Here is a 26,972-nt window from a genome sequence, read left to right on the forward strand (position 1 = left end):
ACGTCATTCCAATGCTGCCAACCCTCGCCGGGTCTCGGCAGTCGCAAGCTCCCTGTGCAGCCGGGTGAATTCCTGCCTTGCACGGTCGCGTTGGCCGCTGTTCAGATAGGAATAGGCACGCAATGTGTCGAGATCCCGGCGCAAGCTGCCTGTCAATGCCTGCAAGGCGTCGAAGAACTCGATGGCGCGGCGATAATCGCGGCGGTTGTAGGCGGCCACCCCGCGCTGGTCTAAAATCTGCCTCTCGACATCGACCCGTTGTTGTCGCGTCAGGTCGGTAGCGGCTGCCATACTCGCCGCATTGTCGCTCATCCCCATCTTCAAATAGGACAATGCAATCCCATACTGCGCGTCGCGTCGCTGCGTCGCGTCAAGCCGGCCCTGCAGCGCTGTCTGAAACTGCGCTATAGCTTCCATCGGGCGGTCGAGATTGTAGGTCTGCCATGCCTGCTGGTAGATTGCCGTGCCAGATCCCCCCGAGGTGCGCGGCGCCGCCGATTGGGGCGCCCGCACAGTGCTGGATTCCGCCGGGACTGATGCCTGTGGACTGGTTGACGGTCGGCTGGCAGGTACTGGCGACGGACTGGCGGGTGATCCCGCCGCGGCTCTGTCAGGAGACGCCGGCGGCGACGCAGCGGTCGCGACACCTTGCCCCGTCAGCCGCGCCTGGACTGGCGACAGGCTCTCGGCCAGCTCCGGAAAACGAGCCAGCACTTGCGAAAATAAGCTCTGCAGCTCTGCGGTCGACGCGACCGCGCTGGATTTCTCGAGCGTCGCAATGATGTCGGGCGGGTTCACGCACGCGCTGATCACCGCGCGGTAGGTTCCTAAGGCCTCGCTCGTCTGCCCCGCCGCCTCCTGCGCTTCGGCAATGCGCCACGCGTTGTTGATGCGGTCGCACCGTAACAGCCCCGGCCGCTGCCCCGCCAAGGTCAAGGCTTGTGCCAGATCACCGCCCGCGAGCGCATCGTCAAGCAGGATCTGCCCCTCGCTGGTGTCCAGCAGGCTCGTCATTTCGGGGGGCGGGACCCAATCGGGAAAAGCGGCTTGCGTTGCTAGGATGGTCGATCGCGCTTCTGCTAACTGGCCCGCCCCGATCTGCCGATAGATCGTGTCGATTTCAGGCCCCGGCTCCGCCTGCGTCAGGCGCGCCAAATCCTCGGGTGGTTGCCATTCGGGATAAAGGATCTGCAAGCGCTGCAATTCCGACCGAGCCGATGCCTCGTCCTGCTGCTGGTAGTAGAAGGTCAGGGCCAGCAGCTCTTCCGGGCCCGGTGCTGCGGGTGTTTGAGCCACCGCCTGCGTAGCAGCACAGACGAGGAAGAAGGCAGTTAGTGCAAAGCGGGTCATAAAGGAACGCACCTCGGATAGGTCGTGATCTGGACGAGAAGTGACATCAGGTGAAGCGTCGCTGGGTAGTAGGGCTGATCGCTATTAAAACGCGGCATCAAAGAGCCGACGCCGCCGCCGGCAGCACATTCGCCGAGGCGGGATACGGCAGCGTAACCGGCATGGCCGCTGCGCTCGGACACTTCACCGGTGCGCGGGTCGATGCGGGTCGGCGTTGCCTCTGAGCCGAACGTCGAAGTGGCCTTGACATGGGCAAGGACGGCGGGGCTTCGAGCATGCCCAGACCAAAGTGCAAAGAGCGGCACGCGCACGGCCTCATAGCCCGACTGGCTTGAAAAACCATCGGGCGGTTTTGTCAGACTATCACCATCCACCAAAACCCAATCGGGCACCGGCCCGATCTCACCGAGGCGGTCGATCAGGGCCATCCCGCTGCTAGCCGCTTGGGCCAAGCGCTGTGTGCCCGTTGCGGCGGCGATCTGGGTCATGGCGAGCGGCATATAATAGGAGGGATTAATTAAGATCCCTTCCTCTCGAACAAAGCCGTTCACTGCTGGGAGCAGCACGACGTCGCCGCTGCTGTCAGGGAGGTCGATAAGGCACAGCCGGTCGAGGTCGCGCGCGATTCGTGTCGCGCGCACGCGCAGGCTCTCGTCGCCAACTAGGTTGGACACGAGGAGAAGCCCCCAAGCATAGAAGATGTCGCCGTCGCTCGCGTTATTCGGGTCTTCGATCTGCGGCACCGTGTTCGGGCGCCAGCGCCAAGACAGCAGGGCGTCATCGCGTACGGCTAGATGCCGCTCGGTCCAGTCGATGATCGTGCGGCAACTGAAATGATCGGCAAACATGGCCGCAAGAACCAGACCATAACCCTGCCCCTCTGAGTGGCTTGCACCTTCCTGAAACCCGTCCACGATGCGACCGTCCGACATAAGGCACATCCTCTTCCACGTCTGCCATGCCTGTTGCAACGGGTGGAGCGGATCGGACACTTGGCGCACTACAAGATCCTCTTGTGCAGCGGCAGGTACGGCCAAAGCCGCGGCGATGAGAGAGAGGCAGGCCCTGCGGTTCATGATCGCCCTTTCGGCTCACGGGATGTGAGCACATAGAAAAGCGCAGGAAGCGCCGAAAGCAGCGCCAAAGCAAGCAAACACATTGTAAAAAGCATTGGAGACCAGGAGGCATAATTCCCTACGACCGTCCGTAGGTTGCCTGCTGCCAAGGGTTCTGAAAGCAGCGGCGGGCGAATCGGCGTCCAGATGTCCCAAGTGCCATCAGTAAGGAGGACAGCGGCTTCACCGACGGCTGAGCGGGACGCAATTAGTCCCTGAAGTTGATCGGCAACTTCGTCGATTTGAACTCGCGGACCGACGATCAACCAGAGGCTGTCTGGTGCCTCAATATCCGGGCGCCAAAGCAGAGCCTCTCCTTGCCGGTCAACAATCCAGTCGCTCAAGCTGAGCTCAGAGCCTTGGAAAGCTGTCTCGCGAAAACTTTCGACGTTTCGCCAGATACCTTCATGCGAGAACAGCCAGCCGGTAGTCCTGATCCAGAGCCGGGACAGCAGGCCCGGCTCGGTCGCAGCACGTGCAGCAGCAGGCGCTTCCAGAACATAGGGCGAGGCGGCAGGCGCGGGGATTGCTGTGGCCTCGGCAGCACTGGGCTGACGAGGGAATAGAAGTGCCTGCAGCTGACCTTGGCTCACCCCAGCGACGTCCAGCGGAACGCTACCAACTTCGCTGAGGCGAACGATGGTGAGGGTGACCGCCTCACGCGGCTGCGATGGCAGGCTCAAAGCGGATGCCAAGCGGATCGAGATGGCCTGAAGCCCGGCGTCACCAGCGGCTGACGACGGAACGATAACATTGGCGGGCTGAAGCCCAGAGATTGTGCCGGCAATGCCCGGAAGCGTCATAGAGGGTGAGGACGGAACGTCGAGCGCGCTTTCAGCCAGCACCACCATCATATCAGTAGTCCGGACCGGGCACGCCTCATCAGGTGGATCACCTGGAACCATCATCTCAAAGCTCAGGGTGTTGCGACCAGGATGCAGGAGGTTCGCATCGAACCCTACCGGCAGCGGTGGAAGCACCCGGCCTCCATCGCGGTCCAGTGGCAACAGCCGCACTGTCTGATTGTTAACTTTCACCAGCAGCAACGCACCCACGGGCAGCTGGCGGGCATAGCCATATCGCAGCGTCAGCCGCGCCTTCTGATTTGCCAGAAGCAGCCAGTCGTCAGGCAGGGCGAAGGCAATGTCGCGGCGGAAGTAATGTGTCTTGCCGATGATGTCCGCGCTGCCCAACTCGGCCAGAGTGACGGGCCGGCCCGGCACCACCCGAGGGGGACCTTCGACCTTCCGCTCGGTTGTAGGCAGCGCCCCAGCAATGTCGGGCAGCTCGTCCCCGCGGTACTCGATCTGTAGAATGATTGCTCCGGTTGCACCGATGCGGTAGCTGACTGCGCTGCGGTCTGCGGCGATCAAGGCCACCGCAGCGAACCGCGGCGGAGCATCGTCGTAGAAGGATACAATGCGTAGGCGCTCACGCTGTTCTAGGCCGGCCATCAATGCGTATGAGGCGCGTCGCAGGAGTGTCAGATCAACACCCTGGTCGACCAGCAGATCCAGTGCGCCGCCATGTGCCAGCTGCGCCTCCATCGCCAATCTGAAACCCTCGACATCCGCGCGAAGCGCGTTCAGCGGAAGCTGGACGCCACTTTCTGCGAGGTTGACCTCGGTCCAGACCTGAAAGCTGGCATCCGGGCCACAAGAGATGCGGTGCGGCTGCTTCACCGTCAGCGAGATGCTGTTCGAACCTACTCGCAGCCCGGCTGCAGGGAGCGTTGCCTGCGCAAAGTCGCCAATGCTGCGTAGGGGCAGCTCAACAGGCTCGCCGCCGTTGATCGAAACGGCCAGGGCGGCAGAGCCAATGAGGACATCGACGCCCGAGCGAAGCGAAAGTTGCAACTCAGCTGGAGGCGAAGTGTCCGCTGGCAGGGTCAGCGAGAGCTGCGCCTCGGCTGTCTCCCCTGTTAGCCTCAGAATGCCGGGCGCCGTCAGGCTGTCGCCTATACGGACCTGCCGCGAGATCCTCGGGTCAACCGTCAGAGGAAGAAGCCGGTCATACTGCCCGGACGCAGGCGTAGTAGCTCGGTCGCGCTCGACCGCAAGTGGGGCCGCGGCCTCAGCCGCAACATCAGAGGCTGTTTCTGATGGCAATCGCAGCTGAATTATTGGGCTGCTGTCGTCGGGTACGGGTGGTGCGTCAGGTCTAGGTTCGGCCGGAACCGCAACCTGCGCCTCTGCGCCAGTCGTAGGCGGTGCCGTTTCGAGCGTAATCGTTGGGGGCAGATCGACCTGCGCTTCCGCGACGCCCGGTACTGCAAGCGCAAGGACTCCGGCTAAAAGGCAGGCGTAAGCATTAAGCCGGATGTGGTGAGGCTGCCGGGTCATACGTGAGCAACTCCAATAAGCTCCTCCGGCGTCAATTCGCGCTGCGGCTCACGATACTCGGGGGCATCGAAATCCGCTCCAAACGCAACCAGATGGGCCGGTGCCTCATTGCTCAGCTTGGTCTGGCTCAAACGCCTCCGCCGCGCCGGTTCGCGACTGAAGTCGCGCACCGTCATCGGGATCGACCTTAGGATCAGTGCCAACACATATAAGAGGCCGGCAACAAGGCCTTTTCCGCTCTGCGTCGCTCGGCGCTGCTGCAACCAACGGTCGGATGATCCGAAAATCAAGTGAGCAACCGCCTCTCGCACGTCAATTGCTTGATCGGCGACAAATCTTAGATTCAGTACCGTTGCGCCGCTGGCAGCCGAAGAAGTCTTTAGCAGTTGCGCGCGAACGTCGCGTTCAAGATGGGGTGCATGAGGGAATGATGGCCGCAGCACTACCTCACTCCGCAGCGGTGGAAGGCGCAGGGCGCTGCCTCCCGCCAGCTCGATTCCGGCGCCACTGGTTGACGCATCGACCACAGTTACCGGCAGCGGCGCGTCCATCGCCGACCAGCAGAGACTTGCCGGCTCGCGCATCGACACACGGGGCGCAGCGCGGCGCTGCTGCTTCTCCGCAACTGCTCTGAGCGACAGGCTGACGAGAAGCATGTTGAGGACCGCCCAGATGCCAACGACAAGCAAAACGCTTCGGTCGCCCGGAAAAGCAATCCAGCGGAAAATCAGTGCGACCACGCCCGCCACCGTCAACGCGAACAATATCAGCAGCGGACGGTAGATGGGTGAGATGTAGTCCTCGGCGAGAGTCTCGTCCTTTGCCGTCACATTAAATTTCGCAGCGCGCGGGCGCAGTACGGTGCGAAAGATCGCGCCAGCCAAGTAGGGCGCCTGCGCGATCTCGTAGATCTCGGAGATGAGGGGCCAGCGCTGACGCGCAAAGACTGCATTCTGCACTAGAAGCACAATGGCCATGTAGCTGAGCACGTAGGCCGCAGCCTCGTTAGCGGTGGTCACGAAGATTTCGACCCCGAAGAACAGGTAGGTCAGCGGCGCGACCAAGTACGCCAGCCGGATCAGCGGAAACAGCCAAAACGACATCGAGTTGATGTAGCAGAGCCGCTGAAGCGGGTTGAGGCCCTTTCGCAGCAGAGGGTTCTTCAGGATCAACATTTGCATCATGCCAGTGGCCCATCGCCCCCTCTGCTGAATGAACGAGGCAAAGGTTTCGGGCTGTAGTCCGGCGATCATTGCACGATCGAGATACATGCTGCTCCACCCCTTGGAGTGGATTTCCAAAGCAGTCTCGGCGTCCTCGGTAATCGTCTCGCCCGCAAAACCGCCCACGCTGTCCAGCGCCTTGCGGCGCAGCACTGCGGCTGAGCCACAGAAGAACGCGCCGCCCCATCGATCAAGTCCCGGATGGATCTTGCCATAGAACATCTCGTTCTCGGGCGGACATGCAAGGCCGAGGTTCCGCTCGATTGGGTCGCTGTTAATGAAAAAGTGAGGCGTCTGGACCAGGAACAGCTTAGGGTTTTGGGCAAAGTAGCCGACCGTTCGCGCCAGGAAATCACGCGACGGGACATGGTCTGCGTCGAACACTACGACTAACTCCCCGTCAAGCCTTGCAAGGGCCGCACTCATGTTGCCGGCCTTGGCATGTTCGTTGCGCGCGCGCGTCGAGTAGATCACGCCAAGCTCTCGACATAACTCCTGCATCTGGCGACGCCGCTCGCGCGCGGCATCGGCCAGTGCAGGATCGGCGGCGTTGCAGCGCTGGTCAGTACCGCCATCGTCGCACAGTACGACTTTCTTCAGCCGGGCGGGGTAGATCATGTTCTTCGCTGCCGACAGGGTGATCGACAGCATCTCGACCGGCTCGTTGTACGAAGGAACGAGGATGTCCACCGTTGGCAGATCCTCGGCCCGGACCTGTGGCGGCAGGTCGCGCTCAACCGGGTCGGCGGTGATGAAGGCGTTGAGGAAGAAGACCAAGATGGAGTAGGTTTCTGTCAGCAGCAGCAACACCGCTAGCACGTATGAAAGGCTAAGATCGGGGTCCGGAAGTGTCGATGTGATGCGCCAGACAAAGTAGCGAAGCACGATAATGCTGGAGATCGCCATGAGCGCAATGCGCGGCATCAGCGTGCCGGCGAACGGCTTGAGCAGCGCCACAATAGCAACAGCCGTGACGCCCAGCATTGCCTGCGCCGCATTCGAGGTTGGAACCGAGGCCATCACGATTACAGGCGCCAGCGCCACCAGCCAAAGCGCCAAGGACCACCGGGCCAACGGGTTCGCCTGTCTCATCTTGGTTGCCTCTTCTTGATACGGCTGGCCACGTTCAGCGAACAACAGGTGCCGCCAGTGGGGAGATGTTGCGCGAGGCGCCTGCAGAGACCCCTGGCATGGGTGAGGCACTCACGCTGCCGGCCAGAAGCGGAGCCAACGCGTCCTGAGATTCGCCACGGACACAGTTGCGCATCAAAATGTCTAGGGTGGTAGCGCCAGCGGGCAAAAGCCGCTGCGCAGAGGTCAGCCGACGAACCCCGAGCACACAGACGACATCTGCGCCGCCGCGCTCCTCCGCCCAGAAATAGATGCCTGCTTCGTCCTCCGCGGACAGAAGATCGCCTGACGTGACGCCCCTAAAGGGCGCAGGAGTGCCCCCGGCCCACCGAACGAACTCGTCGTAATCAAAGCGGCCTGCACGTCCATGGTGGGCTTGAGCGCGCATGATGACCACATTCTCGCCTGTGCCGCCTGCTCGATTTGCCATTGCGACGCGCTGCTCAGACTCGCCGCGAAGACCGCGCTGCATGACCATTACGATATCGGGAGCGTTGATCCAGCTCTGCGACACTGAGATCGGCGTAAAAGGTGTTTGCTCTCGTAGCGCCGCCGAACTTGTTAGCAGGGACTGCGGCGTCACTGCACATGCGGCCAGCGCCGCAGCACACGAAAGTACAAGACCGATTCTCCAGAACATCGATCTTGATCCCGCTCGTCCGGACATCTGTTACCTCATGCGTCGACCGATTCATCATAGCGCTAGCTCGCGTCTTTGCATACATCTAGCCGAAGACTTCTCGCTTGAGTTGCGCGGCTGTGGTAATCGGATCATTCCGCCGACACCCGTGCGCCGTCATCAGGCTGCGAACGGAGGATGGTGAAACGCCGCGCCGCTTCTTGTGTTCAGCAAGATTGAACATCCAAAGCAGCATGTCCGGCCTTTCGCGCCGGCCAACGGCCTTATACCAGCCGCGACCGTCACGGCATGAGACTTGATCTGGCCACTCTGTCGCACCTTGGATAAGTCGCGTTAGACTAGCTGATCGTGAACAAAACCCATTGCCTAAACATCGTTCGGACCGACAGCCTCCCGGCGATCGTCGCACAGCTTCGCCTTGACAGCCCGCTTTGGATGCCTGTTCCCGAGCTGCGGAGCCAGCTCGTTGTAAATCCTCCGGGTCTTCTTGATGTTCACTTGGCATCCTTCCCTTCCCAGCAGAATCTATAGCTCACCCGCGTCTTGCAGACTTCTCGAGCCTTCAGCTCCAGCGCAGCCGGCCCGGCGCGATTTGTCATGGTAAATCGACTAATCAATGCGCAGGGCCCCACATGCCCGGCGCATCGACACGCCCCAGTCCACCAATAACCCATCTACCAGTTTCCGAGTGCGCGCAGGCTTCTGAGCTGTCCGCGGGTGACGTCCTGCAGCATCTCCCGCACCAGGGTCAGGTCAGCGTCGATTTTCTTCAGCCGGCTGTTCTTGTCGTCGATCGCCTTCAGCCGACGCAACTTGTCGGGAAGCAGACCGCCATAGTGCTTCTTCCATCTGAAGTAGGTCACTTGGCTGATCCCGGCCCTCCGACATATCTCTGCAAGTGACGTGCATCCCTTACCCTGCTTCAGGATGAACGCCTTCTCGCCTTGATGAACTTAAAAGCTTTCATTGTTCTCAGCTCCTCTCCCAGCCAAGGAAAGGTAGTCGACAATACCATTTCCAGCGGTCGGGTTCTCAGGGGGCAGAGCACCTCGCTGGGTTCTTGCAGCAGACTTCATTGCTACGACAATAGGTCGTCCGGCGAGCACTTCGTCCTCGCAGAACCGCTGGACCGTGTGTATTACCGGAAGTTGAATATCAATGAGCTCTCAACTTTAGGAAGTAGTGACAATGGCGGCACTTGTGACTGGCGCAGGACAACGTATTGGCAGAGCTCTAGCACTCCGTTTGGCAGAGCGCGGATACGATGTCGCCGTGCACTATTCGTCCTCGGAAGAAGGCGCACTGCAAACAGTCTCGGAAATACGGAAGTTGGGACGCCATGCAGAGGCGATACAAGCCGATCTACTTGACGAAGCCGACACGAACTCTCTTGTCAGAGAAGCCTGCCGCGCTGTCGGAAAACTTTCGGTGTTAGTTAACAATGCCTCAATCTTCGAGGAAGATAGTTTCATGACCACGACGCGAACGAGTTGGGAGCGGCATATGCGCTCCAACCTTTGGGCCCCGTTTGTCCTGATGCAGGGATTCGCGGCGCAGGTTCCGGGAGCTGCTGACGACGGAGAACCTCTGGCGCAAGGTTTGATCGTTAACATGATTGATCAGCGGGTACTGAAGCTCACACCGCATTTCACAACCTACACGCTTGCAAAATCAGCGCTGTGGACCCTGACTCGCACCGCTGCTCAGGCCTTAGCGCCCCAAGTCAGAGTGAATGCGATCGGACCTGGGCCAACACTAAAAGGGGCGCGCCAAACACAGGAAGACTTTCTTCGGCAGAGGTCAGCAACAGTATTGAAGCGGGGCGCTGACACTTACGACGTTTCAGCCGCCCTCGACTACCTGCTGCAGGCCCGAGCAGTTACTGGCCAGTTGATATGTCCCGACGGAGGACAGCATTTGGCATGGGAAACACCAGATGTTGTTGGAGTAGAATGACCTGTCAGTCATTGTAAGGCCGGACAGACCCATCGTCTCGTTGAAATAGGACACACGGACCGACAGACGTGCGGGGTTCGTAAGAAAAACCGAGTTCGCTCAAGACATTAAATATGGAGCGAACACCACTGAGTCCGTATAGATGGTCATGAAGTTCGAGAAATATTCGATCGACACCAGTCAAAGAGGCGCCTGCAAGCAGGCTCTTTTCGGCTCCCTCGATGTCCATCACCAACACGTTTATCCCATGAGTCGACACGAAGAAATCAAGGTTCTCTGTATCAAGTTCTATCGTGCTCTCATAAAGACCCTGCTCCTCAATTAGCGAGGACATCCAGAAGTCTCTGCGAATGAAGAAGGTCACGGTATCTGGGTCACCTGATGTGAAGATGCCTTGATCAACTTCGACATTCCGGATGTCGTTCGCCTCAAGAACTCGCCTGGCTAGGGCGACAATGTTTGGATTTGCATCGAAGGACCAGATCAGCACATCAGGAGTGTTAGCCATCACAGAGGTGATAACCCCCAGTCCCGTCCCCAGTTCTAAGACTCTATCGCCTGGTACTAGAAGGTCTCGGACGATGACTGCTTCTTTGGCTTCGAAATTGCCGCTCTGCAGTGCCTGCCAGATCACTGACGAGACCTCCTCTTCCTTGATTGGCACCTTGACGCCATGGACGACAAGCGGACGATTGCTTTGGAAAGGCGTGGGAGAGGGTTTCATATCGTCCTGACAAGTTGAGATGGAAACATTCGAAGACCGCTCAGCTGATTTTCCGGAACCGGTCGAGCAAACAGAAACCCTTGTGCTACATCACAGTGTAATCCCCTGACAACGTTATGCTCCTCAATGGTTTCAATTCCCTCGATGATGACCTCTTTGCGCAGCAGGCTCCCCAAATCGCTCACGATTTTAAGAAATTCACTAGCCTTGGGATCTACAGTGATGTCGGTCAGAAAGCTTCTATCCAGCTTGATGGTATCGAACGGGACAGTCCGAAGCCGAGCCAAGGACGAGTATCCCGTTCCAAAATCGTCGATGGCAACGGACACTCCCAAGCTTCTTAGCTCCGTTAAGACCCGCAAGAGTGCATCCTGACCATCTGCCAAGGCCGTCTCGGTGACCTCGATCTCCAGCCTCGTCGCCGGCAATCCAGTATCCCTCAAAACCTCAACTACGAGATCTAAGAATTCGAGTGTCTGAAGCTGAAGGGGTGAGACGTTAACAGCAATCTTCGCAGGCACATCCCACTTCGCAGCTTGTTCGCATGCTTTTCGCAGAATCAAGCCGCCTAGATCAAAAATAGCGCCAATCTCCTCAGCAATTGTGATGAACTTTATCGGAGGGATGTACCCATGTTTGGGATGGTTCCACCGTGCAAGCGCCTCCATCCCTCGAAGCTCAAGTGAATGCACATCAAACTGCATCTGATAATGGACATCTATTGTTCCTTCTCTGATTGCGTGAAGTAGATCATGCTCAAGAGATTTGCGATCATTGAAATCTACTTCCATTGCATCTTCGAAGACACAGACCCGGTCATCTCTAGATGCCTTGGCGCAATATAGAGCCATGTCTGCACGCTTGAATAGAGTCTGAAGGTCTAGCGCATCTAAATCTGCAGAGGTAGTCACAACACCCACAGAGCACCCAATCCTGATCTGTCGGCGGAGAATATGATACGGCTCACTGATGGTGGCGGCAATCAGTTCGCCATGTTGCACCGCATCCTCAGGTGTCGAACCAAGCAATACGCTTGCAAATTCGTCCCCTCCCAGCCGGCAGAACATGTGTGGCTGCGGTTTCAGATTTCGAAGGCGGTCGCTGACCTGTTTAAGCAACGCATCTCCCGTATCATGTCCCAGGGTATCGTTCACGCTCTTGAAATCGTCCAGATCGATGAGAAGAAGTCCAATCACGTCTTTCTCTGATCTCATTTCCCGAAGCTTGGCCTCGAGGCACCGCCATAGCATGCCCCGATTGGGAAGCCCCGTCAGAAGATCGTGGTTCGCAGCGTACTGCAAATCTTCGTTTGTCTGTTGAAGTGTAACACCAGTCGCCACCAAATCCTCGTTGAGAAGCTTCGTCTGCCTCTGAGAGTTCGCCAGAAGAATATTTCGTCGTAGAAGAATATATAGTAAGCCACACCAACCGAGAATGAGGGATACGATGACGACAGTGAAGATCTGGTGGAGTGACTCCAGCTCTTCCAAGGTAGCTTCGACTTCCCTCCAGCTATACTGGACAGCTTGCGACGAAAGCCGTGTTATAGGACCGACCAGTCGGTTGAGCCTACCGAAATCCACAAACAAGCCTTCTCGAGAACCTTCCGTGAGATTCTGCTCGATATCGACAACGACTGCATTCAGCTCATCAACAACAGTCCAGCGTTCAGGAGCATCATTGAAGAAGTCATGCACCGCTCCGTCTCTGATGGACGAGAGCCGGCTGGTGACGATGTCGATCCTCAGACCTAGATCTGATTCCTGGTGGAGCCGTTCAAGCAGCAAGTGTCCCAAAAGCTCGCTTTCCAAGCGCAGCACTTCTTGAACTGTCTTGCTAACCGCCCAAGCATCGTCATGATGTACGACGCGTCGAAGCACAGCCTGCCGTTCGCTAACTGTGGCAAGAAGAAATAAAGTCGCCACTACGAATAGCGTGACCAAGATGGACAAAGGATGGCGCAAAGCCGTCTACCGAATTATCAATTCGGCAACTTGCCACGCTGACCTTGTGTAGTATGTTTGACTTTGCAATGCGTCGGAGCTGTCATACGGGTAGATGATGAATATAGGGCCCTTTTCCTTCACCGACATGTCATTGCCGTTCATTTTTGTTGCCGCAATAACTCCGGTTTCGATGACGTCCGAAACCGGAATCTCGACTTCATAGTCATTCAACGCAACGGCGATAATGGTCTCTCCTGAAGCACCCACGTACTCTAGGAGCTGCAATAGAGGCACGCCAGAAAATGTTGTCTCACCATCATGCCACGGCGTTGTGGTGACAACATCAACGTAGCCCATGCTTTCCAACATCATGCGATCGAACACCGCAGCTTCGCCAGAATTGCGACGTGCAATGTCGCCGGAGATGGTAAGTATGATCTCCCCGGTTGGCTGAGGAAGCTCCGTCGCCTTGGCCGCTCCACTAAGGCAGAGTGCGATTGACGTGGCTTTGATCAGAGCTAAAGGGTTCACTAGTTATTCTCCCATCATCGTGTTGGGGTGAGGCGTAAGAGGAATTCCAGCTCGCCGGTGTATTGCAGTGGCTTCAGCCTCGCGATCCATAGAGTTGCAGATCGATCGACCGGCGTTTGGAAACCTGGCGAACAACTGTCGGTGACGCTTAATAAATAGCCCCTCGGCCGTATAGGAGTTGGATTGCAATGGTGTACTTACGCTGCTTTGATTAGCGTCGAGAAAAATTTCGGATCAAGGCTTGCCTGATCGAACGTAGCGCCGCGGGTGAGAATCGAGACAGCGTCATGTGAGTGCAGCGACTCCTGGTGACTTGCAACGATGCGGAAATCGCGAATTCGGTGATCGCTTTGAAGCGCAGCACAGAACGACCGGGCGGCATCCTCAACGAACAATGGATTTGCAGCGTTCAGTTCTGCAAACGCCTGCTCATCCTCGCGCTTTACCATGACCTGTGTTTCGGTCGGTACCGCTAGCCGTGCCAAGTCTATGAAGTCCTCGATCCATAGATCTTCGCCGGCCAAGATGGACAACCGAGCTGTTGAGCGCTGCGAGTGAGGAGTGGCAAGCTGACCGCGCGTCTGCCTCGCGTGCTCAGAGAGCTCCAGCGAACAGGGACACGTGGATGAGTATACGTAGTCGAGATGTACCATCTTCTTGCGTTGCCCCCTGAGGTCCACGAGCTCCAACGCCACGTCATAGTACTGCCAGCCGGTCAGGCCTGATCGCAGTGAACGAGTTTGCAAGGGAAATGAGAAGCGCATCTGGATCCGTGCGTCGAAGCTCTCAAGATCCTGTTTGTAATCACGAAGCGCATGTTCAATCACCTCGAGAGAGGTGCTTTTCTCTGCATGGACATAAAACGAGCGCATGATACGGCTCATGTTTATGCCCTTCTTTTCCGCCGACAAACTGACTGTGCCGGTAATCGAAGTCTCCAACACAACCTCTCCGCCATTCCGAAGGAGATGACGGATGGGCAAGCGAAAGTTGGATATTCCGACGTGTTGGATTGGAGCTTGAGCTCCGACGATCAGGCTCGCGGGCCCGTTCTGAAGGTCTGGCAGACCGCTTCGATAGGCGGCGTCAGCAGCAAAACTGGCGTCGTACTTCCTTGAGAATATTGGATAGTCCCGATGTTGCTCGGGCTTCTGCGTGGCTACAGCGCCGGGTACGTTGACAGTGGTCTCACCCTGTTCTCTGTGTGGTGACAGTTCTAGCCCCATGCTCATCGCCCATCCGCATGAAAAGTGTCTATAGTAACCTCATAAGCGAACCGGACTGACTCTCCAATAACGAATGCGGACAAGATTCCATTCAGCTTAAGGTTGTCTTTTCTGCCACAGTCGCTTCTGCCTCGTCAACAGCCGCACCAGCTCCGGCGGTCTTTCGACGTCAACTGCCGGCAGCGGCACGAACGCAACATCGATATGGCGCGAGGTAACGTTCCGGGGCGTGGTGCAGGTGCGGTGGGCGTCGGGTTCTTCGTTAGGGTAAGGTTGCTGAGGCAAATTTGAACCTAAAGATAGTCCCGATGACAAACCCGATGATGGACCTCCGTGCGCTCGTCGAGAGGAGCGGTGCTGCCGACCTGCCGTGCGAGATGGTCGACCCATGCGGTCGACGCTTGCCGCCGAGCAGCTGATGTAACTGGAGGTCAGGACCAAAACCGGCGCCGACTATGGCAAGAAATTCGGCGAGCGGCTGGCGCAGCGGAACGACTACCGCACTCGGGACCGGCAGTCCTCGAGCGGGCAGCATTGAGCTGCGCACACCGCGCCTGAGAACCGGCTTCTACTTCCTCTCTTTCTTGACCAGCGGCAATCGGTCGAGAAGGCGCTGCCTTCGGTGATCCAGCACACCTATTTTCGTGGCGTGTCGACAACGTCGAGCGATAACCCCGTGCAGGCCTTGAGCGGGACCGGCATCTTAAAGAGCCAGGTCAAGGGCGAGAAGATCGTTGACCGGTTGGACATTTTTTCTCAAGCGCCCACTCGGTGGTCAATGGGCGTTCGCCATCGGGTGCGGATCGTTCGCGCGGCGACGGCACCTCTCTGGATCGCCGCTAATCATCTCAAGGTGCGCCAGATGGGCAGGACTGTCTCTGCAGCCGTGACGGTCTCGATGGATGTCAACGCCGACGGCTTAGGCGACAAGCTGGGGATGGTAATCAGAGCTTCCGAAGCCCGAGCCGCTCTGTCTGGACGTTCTACTCGATCTCCCGCGGTCTTTAGGGCGTTACGCTGGTGAACTGCGACGCACATGAAGACATCAACCCGGCCACGAGCCGGGTATTGTCCACCGCTTGGCAGCGATGCAGGGTTCATTTCCAGCGAAATCCGCTTGCTCCTGCCAGCACGGATAGTCGCAGTGTAGTCTTGGCCGTCATCGTCAGTGCTTTTGCGCAGCCAGACCATACCGGCGCCGGGATCCAGTGGCGGATGGTGGCAAACCGGATAAGGCCCAAACTGCAGAAGCTCGCCAGAGCTCATCGACAGGACGGCAAAATCAAGCGCCGCACGGCGGTCGCCGAGATCTTATCCGACGAGGCTCGATCTGGAGACTAGGGAGGCGGTTCTGATGGAGCAGACCGAGGAATGGGCCGTCCAGCGCGACCGCTGCATGACGCTGGAAACGCTTGCAGTGATCTGCGTCGCTTCGATTGTCAGCCTGCCTGCCGCGCAGCGCGATTGACCAGCTCCGCCCATACTCACCGCGAGGCCCATCGTCATCCACACCATCAGCTGGGACATGATCGACACATGAGATGCTTGGTGAAGGTGGCCCCGCATCCTTTCGAGTGAGGCCACAATATCACCGTTCAGATCATGAAACCAAGGCCTGGCCATTTTGCCGATGACGCACTGCAAGTTGGCGCGCCTTTCGCCCCGGAACAAGCTCTCGCGCTGAACGAGCTGCGGTTTCCAGAGTTTCCAGTTCCGGAAAGAGACTCAGGATTTCTTCCCGAGCTGCTGCACCCACGGACTTCAATGCTTGCGGTCCTGTGTACAGTGATTCCGTTTCAGCACCGTTGGCGATGATGACTTCATGTTGATCAAACAGCAGATGGAAGTATTCAACTTCTTGAAGTTCATTGGCGACTTCCACCCCATCCACTTCAAGTAGCTGTTTGGCAGCAACCAACACCTCGTTCGTATTGAACATCCTCTGAGCGATCATCGAACGAACGAGGATACGGTGCTGAGGCGATACTGTGAGATCATCGGCTGGGACATTCCGGCCCAGAGCGCCCGCTCGAATTCGGATGGGCCGAAGGTTAGGCGATGAAGCCAACGCCGCCGCGTCCAGCTTGGTGGAGCCGATCCATCGAATCGGCTGCATCCCACGGTCTTTCGTTGCGACCAAATCTCCCACCCGCAGAGATTCAACAAGGACATCACCACGTTGGACGAAGATTTTTGTGCCTCGCGCGAAACAGATGATGTCAGACGTCGGGAATAGGATGGGCGGAAGGGTGGGCCCGAGCTCGACACCCGTTGAGATGGCCGGATAGGCTGGGCTGAGAACGCCGGCGACCAGCGGGATGGAAAACGAGGACCCATCGACCATATGGAGAGCAGCTACTTCGACACGCTCACCGTTGATGAAGAACGCGTCCAGCCAAGCCTCAGCGACAGTTTGGCGGGCTCCGTTGAAGGTAATAGTATCGCCAGCACCGATCGTGCCATCGCTATCATCTGCAACTGTGATCTCAACGATCAATGTGCCTAGATCTGTTTCGCCCGCAGCGAATTCCGGCGCTACGCCCCAAGCTCGAATTTGTACCATTGCCTATCCTTTATCAAGCTCTGCTGCTTATCATGCTCGGCTGCGCCGCTCGCAAGAATCAACCCAAGGTAGTTATACAGTAACGACGGGTATTCGGTAGAGTATTTCGAATTTGAAGGCAGCCGTTGCACATCTGCCGACCTGAATCACCCCATCAGATCAGCTGGACCGCGCAGAAAATGGGTCAGCCATTTAGAAAAAACGGTAGTAGATTCGTCGATGCTGCAGAACGACGCCTCTGCATCACCACGGCACGTGGCCGTGAAGCACCAGGGCATTATATGCGTCAAGTTTCGCTCAATTGACGACGCATATGAGATTACAGAACAATCTCCATGTCTTATCCTCACATCAGCAGGAGTGCGATCACAATGAATATAGTAGCTGCGGCAGTAGCTAACATCCACTTGGTCTTTGGCGTGAAGAAGGATTTACCAGCTCCACTGTGATCATCGTACTTTGAGAAAGCTGAAGCAATGTTCGGACCAGTGTCAGGCCGCCGGCTGTGATCGATGACTGGACGCTTGCTCATGCTGGCTCTCATTTCGGCGGTTGAAGGTCTTCCTGTAGATGAGATACCGGGTTTTTCGAAGCAGTAAAGCGGGATCCACACGCCCATCCAGAAGGATAGGGGTCGATAGGGCGTCGTGTCGACGAATCACAGCTCATGCAGCACATAATGCCAGCACCACGTCCCTATACGGCTGATCCAAGAACATCGAACTGACCTGGCATGAAGCCTGACGGGTAGCAGCAGCAGATGCGAACGGCGACGTATTTAGATACGGCAGGCGACGGACCACCATGTCAGGCGGCAGTAGCAATCGGCGCTTCTTCGGCCTCTCACGCAGGCAGTGCGGCGCTTTCAGCTCCTGCTGCATCAAAACACCCAGCGCCGCAGACAGCAGACGCCACGATCATCCCCGCCGTTTCTCACTTGATGCCGGTGCTCCCTTCCAGACAGCAAAGCACTTGCCTGTGGAATTGCATACGTCCTTGGCAGAAGCCTAGGCCCGATCATCTGATCAGAAGCGATAAGCTGCCGTCAAGCCTACGCCCGTGGCATCTGCATCTCCGTCTCCGGTCTTCTCCAGACGCGTCAGCTCTGCCCCAACGGAGAAGCGATCGTTCAGCAGGTACTCGACCCCTGCTCCGTAGAGATATCCGTTCGTGTACCGACTTGCGCCAGTGCCGACGCTTTCAACCTTTCCACGACCAGCGCCGATGGTAGCAAAACCGAGCCACCGAGAATCAGCGCCGAACTTGAATCCCCCTTTTACGCGTGCTGCCACTGCCCACTTCAACTCTAGTCCGCCGACTTCAGCATTCTGCCCAGGAGCGGCTGTCACTTCTACTGCGCCCACCCATTGTCCAAAGTCCCGCATGTGGCCGATCAGGAGCGACCCGGTGAAGCCCTCTCGGCTGTCTTCTCCCGCAGCGCTTTGCCGGTTTGTGGTCCCATAACCGAGGATAGCGCCCACATAATTCGCAGTCCAGTTCGCTTCCTGCGTCGGAACGTTAACCGTGTGTTGTTCCACTGGAGCAGTGGCTGCTACGAACCCGCCACTGTAAGCAGGCGCTGCTAGAGCTCCGAGTGTAAGAATGGCGATGGCTGATTTCATTATGCGACCCTCTGATTGAAGCGCTTGGTCCTTTATCAACCTAAAGACTAGATGCGTTGACTGATCAACCATTAACGAGCGCTGCGCCAATTATTTCTAGGCCATGATGCGTAGCGACGCATCCGCGCCTCAGAGAGCTCTCCATCCCGGTCACACAGGGGTGAAGTGTTGCAACGGGGCAGAAGTCGTCGTAGTCGGGCAGTCGACCTGAAGCCACTCGACATGGCAAAGGACAGTCAGCAGCAGACATCCTTTCTCGCGTCAGCTCCCGGTTCACCGTTCGAACGAAAACCTTACAGGATAGCCGCCAGAGTTCGAGCTGACACGTTCCGTTCTTAGATGCACATGAAATGCGAAAGGAACGCGCCCTGTAGTGCAAGCGTTGCGCTGCAGGAGGCTGCAAATGATCTTGGCGCTGCTGACAATCCAACTGCTTTTGAGCTTCATGTTTGGCGCGCTCATCTTGGCGTTGATGACCAAGATGAACATCGCGACAGAGTGCTGATCGGGCTACACGTCAGCCGCGGCTGAACTACGCCCTGTGCCCTGATGAGTAACTCGGCTCATAGCTTCCAAACGCTGCCAGTAGGTTGCGGCCTCGACGACACGAGACGCGGAGCGCGAGAGCATAGGTTAGCGAGAATGCCGCCGCAGACGCTGAAAGTGCGAGGAATGCTGCAAACGGCTTGTCCCACAATGCCACCCCCGCGAGAGCCGGCATAATTGCCAATGGTAGTATGATCAGTGTGGCTAGAGGATTGGCAAGCTGGCGCCGCCGTCGACCAAGAAGAGTGATTTCAAGTCCGCGCATGACGAGTTGGTGAAAGTGAAGGCGGTCGGGCGCTCCTGCAGGTCGGCCTCCGACCCGCCGCCGATAGATAGCAAGCAACGTGTCAGCGACAGGCCAGAAGAAGATCAGGATGATGGCCCATGGGGTGACGTCTGGCACGCGCACCATGATGATGACCGCCAGCCAGGACAGCAGATGCCCGATTGTATATGCGCCTGCATCTCCGAGGAATATCTTCCCCAAAGGGAAGTTGAGCACCAGAAAGCCTGCGAAGGCCGCGCTCAAAACCATCGCAGTCTCTGCCAGGGAAATATCGCCCGCTTGAAACGCGACCGCGGCCAGACAGGACGCCACGATGATGGCAGTGGCAGACGCGAGGCCGTTCAAGCCATCTATCAGGTTGAAGGCGTTGCAGATACCTGAGGTAGCGAAGAGCGTAAAGGTCACTGCGAGTGGAGTGAAGTTCAGCAGCCAGTCAATGCCTGGCACATCTGCCCGCGGGACCCACATCTGCAGCACTGCCACCGCCACTGCACTGGAGAGAGCAGCCGCAAACAATCTCTCTCTTGGCCGAACACGGAACCCAAGATCCTCAAGAAGTCCCGCAAGGAAGACAGGCATTAAGCTGAGGACGAACAGTGGCGTGACGGCATCCGTCCTCTCGACGCCCAACCCGATCAGCGAGACGATACACGCCGCGACGATACCGACGCCGCCCACCCGCGGCGTCGGCTGAGAGTGTGCGGCTTGAACAGCTCTTCCGTCATCTCGCCTCATGGTCAACTTCAAATGCCAAGATCGGCTGAGGATCAGGAAGCCGCAGATTAAGAACGAGACTCCGAACGCCAGTCCGAGATCCCACAAGGCAATCGATTGCGGCATCTAGCTTCCTCAAACATTCCGCTGAAGCTGCAAGGCAGCTCAAGCTCGAATCAATTAACAACCTAAAGCAGAGTGAGATTCCTAGATCACATCTCTTGATGTTCAGCAACGATTTTGTGTGCCGGTGATACCAGTAAAAGTTCGGTCTGTGCTCTGGTGCCACAGCCGCAGAGGTGCCGCTGAAAGCAACAATGCGATTGTCATTTTGCAGTCAGGCGACTCCGCGACCCGCAGCAGCCGATGCGAGATGTCGGGCAACAGAAAGGAGGAACTTTCCTTCCGCTGGCCTCAACCCCTCTAGTTCGCTGAAAGGCGCAGCCGTGCTCGACAGCCAATTTTATTTGTCTGAAAGATGCCGATCAATACTTGTGCAAACCTGAGCCCTCAGATCCTTCTGTGCCTGAGCTTGGAGCATATGCTGCCGCTCGACGCTGCGTCGAGGTGTCATGGCGGCTCGACGTAACATTCGTGACTATTACGTAATGGCATCAAGGCACTTCAGATAAGTGTGGCGCAACTACAAGCCGCGAACATGATCCGTGAACACAATGCAAGTACATCGAACAGAACAAAGCCGAAATTACGCTGGCTATATGCGCCTTACTTGAAGTTGTAGATGAGCGCAGCAGATCTAAAACAAGCAAAAGACAATATCTCGCCGCAGTTCAATTTCCGCAGCCGCTTCTGATTTTTACGACGTCACAACTGGAGATACCGATGCGTGTCGTCCGTCCAAGAATCTCGAGCAGCATAATCACCCGCTTATCTGGCTCCACACTGTCGATCGTCGAGACTAAATTCGAGAATGGACCTGCATTTACCTGAATCACATCGCCTGGCTGCAGCCGGTCAGCTTGCGGTTGCTTACTGGAAGAGGAACACCTGAGGACGAGTTCAGCAATCAAGAGCGGCGGAACAGGTTTTGGATGGTTTATTCCGAAAGCAACGAGGCGGGATACTCCGGGTGTGTTGTTGATGGCGCGCCAAGGCCCCCCTGAAGGATCGACCTTTACGAACAAGTAGCCCGGGAAGAGTGGCTTTGCCGCAGTCATGGACCTGCCATCTTTGGCTCGACCAGAATTGACCACGGGGCAAAAGACCTGAAAGCCCTGCCGCCTCAAGGAGCGGTCCGCAATCTTCAAGCTGTTTGCCTTTACCTGAACAAGGTACCAATTATCATCCGAGCGTGCCCCAGTTGTGGATGTAACGATCACCATGCTCGGCTTCCATCGACGCGCTGTTTTCGTGCACAGAGCCTAGCCCTGAAGCTGCAAACACGCCATCCCCTCCTGCCCCACCGAGGCTGGGTTGGCGGCGAGGCTGTAATATCTGCAATCAGCGGGGCTGCGGTCGCGTGAGCTGCTGCCCTGAACCGGCGAGCAACGGAAACGACAAGATGGCACTGCTGATGTCCGACGACGAGATCGGACCTCAGAAGATCACAGAAGATCTTTGGGCGGTTTCTCGCGTGATCGTGAACTGGCCGTTGCATACAAGGTCCTGTGACGATGATCCACAAGTGGAAGAAGGCGCTGTTGGGGGGCGCTGCGGATGTCTTTGGGCGAGCCGGCCGAGAGCCTGCGGAGTTGGACGCGGTGACGGCTCTGTTACTTCGGGCGAAGCTTGTTGAGCTGGCCGGCGCCAACCATCATTAGCCACGACAGTTCGGGCCATGGACTTGCAAACAAGGCGGGGCATGATCAAACGGCGTCATCCCGTGCTGTCAGCGGAGGTAAGCTCCCCTCCTCTTTCCGAAGCCACCATGGTTTGGCGTAGCTCGGACCAAAGCCGGCGCGCCCAGTTTAGAGAAAGGTGTGTCAGCAATGCCTTTCCACAACTGTAAGCTGATGCTAGTCAGGCGAACAAAGGCGGTTTAACCGACGGTGTCGCATATGCTTGTGGAGACTCGATGCACCTAGGAGTCACGGAACGATCTTTGGTCGGCGCCGGATATGCGCGTGCCGGAGATGCCACGGTGTTAACGATCTCCGAGCCGCATTCGCATCTTCCTGCAGCGGCCTGCTCGGCCGCGATGCGCTTTTGTCAGATGAAAGCGCAGACGTGATCAAGAAAGTTTTGGTTGTCTGCGTAGGGAATATCTGTCGATCACCGCTCGCCGAGCACCTTCTCAGGATGCATCGTCCCGATCTCATCTTCTCCTCGGCAGGCCTCGGCGCCCTTGAAGGACATCCCGCGGATCCGGTTGTGGCTGAACTGGCTGCAAGAGACTTCGGCGTGACACTGGAACACCATAGAGGGCGCCAGTTCAAGGCTGGCCTGGGTGCGGATCAGGACCTCATCCTGGTGATGGAGCCGGCCCATCGCGCAGGCATCGGCGATATCGCGCCGCAGCTCTTAGGGCGCACTATGCTCTTTGATCGCTGGACGACAGGCAGAGGGATTGGCGACCCTTACCGGCAGTCGCGGGAGCTACACAAAATCGTCTGTCGGCTGATCGCGGCCAATGCAAAAGAATGGGCGACACGCCTGTGAACGTGGGATACGGTTACAATGGAACACCCTAAAGCACGCCTAACTCCCGTCGTTGACGAAGATGAGATTGATCTTGGTCGGCTGATGGCCGCGGTTTGGGCCGGGAAGTTCCTGGTCACAATGGCAGCCATCGCAGGATTGTGCACCGGCATCCTTTACGTCATGGCGACGCCCCCCACTTACCAGGCAGATGCATTGCTGCAGCTCGAAGAGCGCGCAGGGCGTTTGGCACTGCCGGAGGCGATGCAAGGGCTTGTGGGGAACGATCCCCTCTCCGTCACCGAAATCGAAATTCTACGCTCGCGGTCCGTGCTCAGCCAAGCGGTTGCAGATCTGAACCTGACCTGGCGGGCGGAGCCACTTCGGGCGCCAGTCTTCGGGCACCTGCTGACGCGCTTTGACGTGCCGCTGCCGGAACTTGATGCGCTCTCCGGCTACGCACGAACGACGGAAGACATCCGGCTCGAGCATCTGGAGGTCCCTGCAACCTGGGTCGGCGAGCCCATAGATCTGACCATCACTGGCAATGACCAATTCCGGATCGTCACCCCCGACGGCAGTCTGTATGATGGACGGATCGGAGAGACGCTCGCTCTTGACGGCCTTGACTTCGTACTCCGCCTCGAAAGCCTGACCGGCGCACCCGGCCGTCGCTTTGTCATCGAGCAGATCAGCGAGCGCGCCGCGGTTGGTGAGCTGCGCGACGCGCTCTCCGTTGCCGAGCGAGGGCGTCAGTCGAACGTTTTGGAGGTTCGCTACACGTCGCATGACCGCGCACAAGCGCAACGTGTCTTGGATGCGGTTCTTCAAGCCTATGTGAATCAGAATGTAGCACGTAGTGCAGCGGAGGCCGAGAGCAGTCTACAGTTTATCGAAACGCAGCTTCCCGAAGCAGAGCGAGCACTTTCAGAGGCCGAGAGGGCCCTGAGCGACTTCCAGCAGCAACGGCAGTCGGTCCACCCAGAGGTGGCAAATGAAGTGCTCAACCGCACCCGTAACCTGGAGCTAGCGCGAGGCTCATATACAGAACTCCTCGCGCGCGCGCAGGAGCTACGGGTGGTACGCGCCAGCAACGTCGGCAATGTTCGCGTTCTTGACACCGCAGAGGTGGCCGGCACGCCGATCGCACCACGCCGCTCCCGTATCCTCGCGCTTAGCATCATCCTGGGCGTGCTGGCGGGGCTGGGCCTGGTCTTTCTCCGGAACTGGATGCGCCGCGGCGTTCAAGGCGCACAGGATCTGGAGCAGCTCGGTCTCCCTGTCTTGGCCACAATCAACTACACGGCACTGGCCGAAGCCCGGTCGAGCAGAAAGAGCCGAACACCGATCCTCGCGTTGACTGATCCGACTGACCTGACCGTGGAAGGCATCCGTTCGCTGCGCACTGGCCTCCATTTCGGGATGCTGGATGCCCGAACACGCACCCTCGCCATCACGAGCTCCGCGCCTGATGCCGGGAAGAGTTTCATTGCCGCGAACCTGGCAGTGGTGACGGCGCAGGCTGGCCAATCCGTTTGTCTTGTTGACGCGGATCTCCGGAGGGGGCACCTTCGCCGCTATTTCGATGTGCCGCGCGATGCCCTCGGCCTCGCAGATGTGCTGGCCGGAAATGTTTCGTGGGAGGACGCGCTTCAAGAGGGACCGGTACCAGGCCTCTTCTTCCTGCCGACCGGAAAGTTTCCGCCAAATCCGTCGGAACTTCTGATGCGTGAAACTCTCGGTGAGCTGACACAAGCGCTGAGCGAGCGCTTTGATCTCAGCATCCTCGACTGCCCGCCCGTTCTTGCGGTGACCGATCCTGTCATTGTCGCACGATCAGCCGGCGCGACGATTGCGGTTGTCCGTTACGGGGTTACGCCGACCGGGGAAGTGGCCGCGCTTCAGAAAGCCATGGAAGCGGCCGGCGTCCGGATGAGCGGCTCCATCCTCAACGCCTACGACCCACGCCGTCAGCAAGCCGGGTACAACTACAACTACAACTACCGCTATAGCTACGGAGCGCGGCGCCGCTGAGGGGGCGCTCTTCCGATCTTCATCTGAGGCCCTCTGCCCGTCTTGACCGGGCAAGGTTGCGGCGAGCAGGGGGCGTTCACATCACTCCTTTTCTCGCCAGAGGCCGTGCACCCACCTGTCCGATCAGATGCGTCAAGCGGGTTGCTGGCGCGGCTCAGCCCGCCGCGTGAGCATTTTGCTCAAGTCGGCCGACATCTTCCAGCGGATGAGCAAAATTCATTGAATTCAACCTGCGAAGACGATATCCGGCTGGTTGAGGAAACGTGCCTCAGGCGGGCACATCCTCCTGTACTCGCAATCCGGACGCTCCCGCGAGTCACGTCTGGTGCGGCAGCTATGTGGACGGATAATCTGCAACGGCTGCTGGGATGAGGTTCGGACCAGCCTCAACCTGACACACAGACGCTCGTAAGCGTTATCGGGCGTTTGGGGGTAGAAGGATCCATACTGCGCAACCTTTCTAACGCGCTCTTTCTGCCAAATCTGCTGCTGAATGGTAGTGGCATGACTAACCTTGCTTACAGGCAGGGACGTGCGGGATCACCGCCAGGTGGAGCGCCTCTTCAAAGATGAGCCTGATCGTGAGCGACGTTTTCGACAACCAGGACCTGCAACCTAGATGTCATATCCAAACGCTCTGGATGTGCTTTGAGGAATTTGTATCTGCATTCTAACCTAGACAAACCCGCAGCTAGGAGTTGCTGCTGATCAGCCGAGGAGTGCACTTTGCTCGCAAACCAGCTGGACGCTCTAGGTGTTCCGTCAGCGAAAGCTGCTAGTTATGATAGCTCGCGTGCTTGCGCGGCCGCTTTTTGAAGTACTTCACCTGCACCTTTCGTCAGCGATAGTCACGTTTGGCGGTACCGTCCGCATCAGACGGCCACATTGCAAGCTAGACTCGCCTTCTCGTACAGACGTTCCTCCTCTTACAGTGCTTCTGCCAAGGTCACTTTATGCTCCGTAACCTGCTCTACTTCCTTACGGCGAGACCTCGTCGCAACAGTACCCTTGCGGCTTTGCAAGCGCTTCTCGGTACTGCTGCAGTTTTCATAACCTACCGGTTGGTGGTGGCCGAGGTTGGAATTGAGGTCTTCGGGCTTTGGTCGCTCCTTCTAACCGGTGCCTCCATAGCACGCCTCGCCGATGTTAGTGGAAGCAGCGGCCTTGCTCGCTTCGTGGCTGAGCGCCATGCGAGCGAGCAACCTGGCGATGCCGTAGCCTACGTGCACACCACGGTACTAGCGACTCTTGGGCTCACGATCGCCGGCAGCCTCGTAGTCCTTGCCTTTGCGGCCCCGCTCATCAATTGGCTCGCACCTGAGCAGGCAGCTGGAGACATCGTAGACCTGATGCCGCTCGCTCTCCTGGTTTCACTAGTTCTGCCCTCAATGTCCTCAGCTCTCTGCTCCGGCCTGGACGGCACGCAGCGTGCCGACGTCCGAGCAATCGTCATGGGGTGCTCGTATGGGGTGCTGCTAGGGGCCACCATGATGTTTGTTGGCAAGCTCGGTATCTACGGTTTTGTGACAGCGCTGGTGCTCCAGCACCTCTTCATCTCAGTGGCCGCTTGGCTTGTCCTGCGCCGCTTCCTGCCCAACCTTGGGTGGGTACCAATACGCTGGTCACGCGGCGTCTTCCGAGAAACTTTCGCTTTTGGCCTCAAGGTACAGGCCAACTCCTTTGCTGGGCTACTGTGTGATCCGCTCGCACGGGTGCTCATGGCTTGGTGGGGTGGCCTTGCGGCAGCTGGTGTTTACGAACTCGCCCTCCGTCTCATGTTACAGCTCCGCGCGCCCGTCGTAGCCTCACTCCAGCCCTTGATGCCGGCCGCGGCGGCGCTGGGGCGGGACCACAAGGCGGTGGCTAATCTTGTGCGTACCTCCTCCCGCCACGTGCTTCTTGCTGGGCTTGCCCTCCCGTTCCTCGCGCTACTAGCTGCTCCCATTTACAGCCGCCTGATGCTTGGGCATGTCGATCAGACGCTTGTACTCTTCGTCTTGCTGCTGGCGGTAGGCTACGGGGCTAATCTGATCTCTGTACCACTATTTTTCGGAGCGATGGGCGTAGGCGTCATGCGCTGGAACCTCACATCGCAGTTCGTCACGGCTGCATGCATCGCCATCTTGGGAATGTCGGGCGGCTGGCTTGGCGGTGGAGTGGGGGTGGTGCTGGCGCAGGTGGCGGGTCTTATTGCTGGAGCCGTGACTGTGATACTCGGTAATGCCTCTGTCCTGAGCCTTGAACGGGGGCTTCACATCTGGGATGCCGGTCCCAAACTAGCCAGAATCGCTATTGTCACCGTTGCCTTTCTTGGCATCGGCTCTATTGTTTGGATTAAAACGTAGAAACATGATCTCTAGAAGTGCTCCATCGTCAGACACGACGACCGTCGCTCCAACCAGCTCAGGGCTTGTCTACTCGAGCT

General features: G+C 58.0%; 17 protein-coding genes and 3 pseudogenes. 5 read left to right on the top strand and 15 right to left on the bottom strand.

Features of this window, described 5'->3' with window-relative positions; genetic code table 11:
- Positions 1-3: 3 nt before the first annotated feature.
- The 6 genes and pseudogenes from BLP73_RS04285 to BLP73_RS19690 all read right to left on the bottom strand — a co-directional run.
- A complete protein-coding gene (locus BLP73_RS04285; RefSeq protein WP_090740635.1) occupies positions 4-1,350 on the bottom strand; it encodes a tetratricopeptide repeat protein in 1,347 nt (448 codons plus the stop codon).
- The gene (locus tag BLP73_RS04290; RefSeq protein WP_090740637.1) at positions 1,347-2,426 is read right to left on the bottom strand and encodes a family 8 glycosyl hydrolase; all 1,080 of its coding nucleotides are present in this window, start codon (positions 2,424-2,426) and stop codon (positions 1,347-1,349) included. The genes BLP73_RS04285 and BLP73_RS04290 overlap by 4 nt, the downstream gene beginning before the upstream one ends.
- A complete protein-coding gene (locus tag BLP73_RS04295) occupies positions 2,423-4,807 on the bottom strand; it encodes a cellulose biosynthesis cyclic di-GMP-binding regulatory protein BcsB (RefSeq protein ID WP_090740640.1) in 2,385 nt (794 codons plus the stop codon). Before BLP73_RS04295 ends, BLP73_RS04290 begins: the two co-directional genes overlap by 4 nt.
- Positions 4,804-7,122 carry a UDP-forming cellulose synthase catalytic subunit gene (gene bcsA / locus BLP73_RS04300; RefSeq protein WP_090740642.1) on the bottom strand — a complete coding sequence of 773 codons (2,319 nt, stop codon included), beginning with the start codon at positions 7,120-7,122 and terminating at the stop codon, positions 4,804-4,806. Before bcsA ends, BLP73_RS04295 begins: the two co-directional genes overlap by 4 nt.
- A 34-nt stretch (positions 7,123-7,156) precedes the next feature.
- Positions 7,157-7,801 carry a hypothetical protein gene (locus BLP73_RS18940; RefSeq protein ID WP_139165887.1) on the bottom strand — a complete coding sequence of 215 codons (645 nt, stop codon included), beginning with the start codon at positions 7,799-7,801 and terminating at the stop codon, positions 7,157-7,159.
- 369 nt (positions 7,802-8,170) lie between these two features.
- Positions 8,171-8,768: pseudogene (locus BLP73_RS19690) on the bottom strand (transposase); the annotation flags it as partial.
- A gap of 221 nt (positions 8,769-8,989) precedes the next feature.
- On the opposite strand from BLP73_RS19690, the gene BLP73_RS04310 reads away from it, so the two are divergent.
- Entirely contained in the window at positions 8,990-9,757 is a 768-nt protein-coding gene (locus BLP73_RS04310) for an SDR family oxidoreductase (protein ID WP_090740646.1), read from the top strand.
- Positions 9,758-9,761: 4 nt separating this feature from the next.
- On the opposite strand, the gene BLP73_RS04315 is transcribed toward BLP73_RS04310, so the two are convergent.
- The 4 genes and pseudogenes from BLP73_RS04315 to folE2 form a co-directional block, all read right to left on the bottom strand.
- The gene (locus BLP73_RS04315) at positions 9,762-10,481 is read right to left on the bottom strand and encodes an FkbM family methyltransferase (protein WP_090740648.1); all 720 of its coding nucleotides are present in this window, start codon (positions 10,479-10,481) and stop codon (positions 9,762-9,764) included.
- Positions 10,478-12,292 (bottom strand): putative bifunctional diguanylate cyclase/phosphodiesterase, encoded by a 1,815-nt coding sequence (locus BLP73_RS04320; RefSeq protein WP_175453231.1) that lies wholly within the window; start codon positions 12,290-12,292, stop codon positions 10,478-10,480. Before BLP73_RS04320 ends, BLP73_RS04315 begins: the two co-directional genes overlap by 4 nt.
- Before the next feature lie 159 nt (positions 12,293-12,451).
- Complete coding sequence (locus BLP73_RS04325; RefSeq protein ID WP_139165888.1) at positions 12,452-12,958, bottom strand: putative pterin-binding protein; 507 nt, start codon at positions 12,956-12,958, stop codon at positions 12,452-12,454.
- Positions 12,959-13,155: 197 nt separating this feature from the next.
- Positions 13,156-14,157, bottom strand: a pseudogene (gene folE2 / locus BLP73_RS04330) (GTP cyclohydrolase FolE2); the annotation flags it as partial.
- A gap of 335 nt (positions 14,158-14,492) precedes the next feature.
- Between folE2 and BLP73_RS19880 the strand changes: the two are divergent.
- Positions 14,493-15,652, top strand: a pseudogene (locus BLP73_RS19880) (transposase).
- Positions 15,653-15,784: 132 nt separating this feature from the next.
- Here the strand turns inward: BLP73_RS19880 and BLP73_RS04340 are convergent.
- From BLP73_RS04340 to nusG, 5 genes are all read right to left on the bottom strand, one after another.
- Positions 15,785-16,747, bottom strand: a complete 963-nt coding sequence (locus BLP73_RS04340; RefSeq protein ID WP_090740654.1) for a Hint domain-containing protein — start codon at positions 16,745-16,747, stop codon at positions 15,785-15,787.
- Positions 16,748-17,093: 346 nt separating this feature from the next.
- On the bottom strand, positions 17,094-17,279 hold the full coding sequence (locus tag BLP73_RS18945) for a hypothetical protein (protein WP_175453232.1): 186 nt from the start codon (positions 17,277-17,279) through the stop codon (positions 17,094-17,096).
- A 493-nt stretch (positions 17,280-17,772) separates the two neighbouring features.
- On the bottom strand, positions 17,773-18,369 hold the full coding sequence (locus BLP73_RS04345; RefSeq protein WP_175453233.1) for an outer membrane beta-barrel protein: 597 nt from the start codon (positions 18,367-18,369) through the stop codon (positions 17,773-17,775).
- A gap of 532 nt (positions 18,370-18,901) precedes the next feature.
- Positions 18,902-20,041, bottom strand: coding sequence for an MraY family glycosyltransferase (locus tag BLP73_RS04350; RefSeq protein WP_090740658.1), 1,140 nt, complete (start codon positions 20,039-20,041; stop codon positions 18,902-18,904).
- A gap of 665 nt (positions 20,042-20,706) precedes the next feature.
- On the bottom strand, positions 20,707-21,258 hold the full coding sequence (gene nusG / locus BLP73_RS04355) for a transcription termination/antitermination protein NusG (protein WP_090740660.1): 552 nt from the start codon (positions 21,256-21,258) through the stop codon (positions 20,707-20,709).
- An 844-nt stretch (positions 21,259-22,102) separates the two neighbouring features.
- Here nusG and BLP73_RS04360 point away from each other — a divergent pair.
- The 3 genes from BLP73_RS04360 (at position 22,103) to BLP73_RS04370 (ending at position 26,892) form a co-directional block, all read left to right on the top strand.
- The gene (locus BLP73_RS04360) at positions 22,103-22,534 is read left to right on the top strand and encodes an arsenate reductase/protein-tyrosine-phosphatase family protein (protein ID WP_090740663.1); all 432 of its coding nucleotides are present in this window, start codon (positions 22,103-22,105) and stop codon (positions 22,532-22,534) included.
- Between the two features lie 18 nt (positions 22,535-22,552).
- A complete protein-coding gene (locus tag BLP73_RS04365; protein ID WP_090740665.1) occupies positions 22,553-24,547 on the top strand; it encodes a polysaccharide biosynthesis tyrosine autokinase in 1,995 nt (664 codons plus the stop codon).
- Between the two features lie 953 nt (positions 24,548-25,500).
- On the top strand, positions 25,501-26,892 hold the full coding sequence (locus tag BLP73_RS04370) for an oligosaccharide flippase family protein (protein ID WP_090740667.1): 1,392 nt from the start codon (positions 25,501-25,503) through the stop codon (positions 26,890-26,892).
- Positions 26,893-26,972 lie beyond the last annotated feature (80 nt).

Source organism: Paracoccus tibetensis, from assembly GCF_900102505.1.
Lineage (GTDB): Bacteria > Pseudomonadota > Alphaproteobacteria > Rhodobacterales > Rhodobacteraceae > Paracoccus > Paracoccus tibetensis.

What these genes read in the sequence shown, in the direction of transcription:
- nusG (WP_090740660.1), bottom strand. Translation starts at nt 21,258, where the DNA reads ATGGTGATCGTTACATCCACAACTGGGGCACGCTCGGATGATAATTGG.
- BLP73_RS04295 (WP_090740640.1), bottom strand. Translation starts at nt 4,807, where the DNA reads ATGACCCGGCAGCCTCACCACATCCGGCTTAATGCTTACGCCTGCCTT.
- BLP73_RS18945 (WP_175453232.1), bottom strand. Translation starts at nt 17,279, where the DNA reads ATGAGCAAGCGTCCAGTCATCGATCACAGCCGGCGGCCTGACACTGGT.
- BLP73_RS04345 (WP_175453233.1), bottom strand. Translation starts at nt 18,369, where the DNA reads ATGAAATCAGCCATCGCCATTCTTACACTCGGAGCTCTAGCAGCGCCT.
- BLP73_RS04285 (WP_090740635.1), bottom strand. Translation starts at nt 1,350, where the DNA reads ATGACCCGCTTTGCACTAACTGCCTTCTTCCTCGTCTGTGCTGCTACG.
- BLP73_RS04340 (WP_090740654.1), bottom strand. Translation starts at nt 16,747, where the DNA reads ATGGTACAAATTCGAGCTTGGGGCGTAGCGCCGGAATTCGCTGCGGGC.
- BLP73_RS04290 (WP_090740637.1), bottom strand. Translation starts at nt 2,426, where the DNA reads ATGAACCGCAGGGCCTGCCTCTCTCTCATCGCCGCGGCTTTGGCCGTA.
- BLP73_RS04310 (WP_090740646.1), top strand. Translation starts at nt 8,990, where the DNA reads ATGGCGGCACTTGTGACTGGCGCAGGACAACGTATTGGCAGAGCTCTA.
- BLP73_RS18940 (WP_139165887.1), bottom strand. Translation starts at nt 7,801, where the DNA reads ATGTTCTGGAGAATCGGTCTTGTACTTTCGTGTGCTGCGGCGCTGGCC.
- bcsA (WP_090740642.1), bottom strand. Translation starts at nt 7,122, where the DNA reads ATGAGACAGGCGAACCCGTTGGCCCGGTGGTCCTTGGCGCTTTGGCTG.
- BLP73_RS04365 (WP_090740665.1), top strand. Translation starts at nt 22,553, where the DNA reads ATGGAACACCCTAAAGCACGCCTAACTCCCGTCGTTGACGAAGATGAG.
- BLP73_RS04315 (WP_090740648.1), bottom strand. Translation starts at nt 10,481, where the DNA reads ATGAAACCCTCTCCCACGCCTTTCCAAAGCAATCGTCCGCTTGTCGTC.
- BLP73_RS04370 (WP_090740667.1), top strand. Translation starts at nt 25,501, where the DNA reads ATGCTCCGTAACCTGCTCTACTTCCTTACGGCGAGACCTCGTCGCAAC.
- BLP73_RS04350 (WP_090740658.1), bottom strand. Translation starts at nt 20,041, where the DNA reads ATGCCGCAATCGATTGCCTTGTGGGATCTCGGACTGGCGTTCGGAGTC.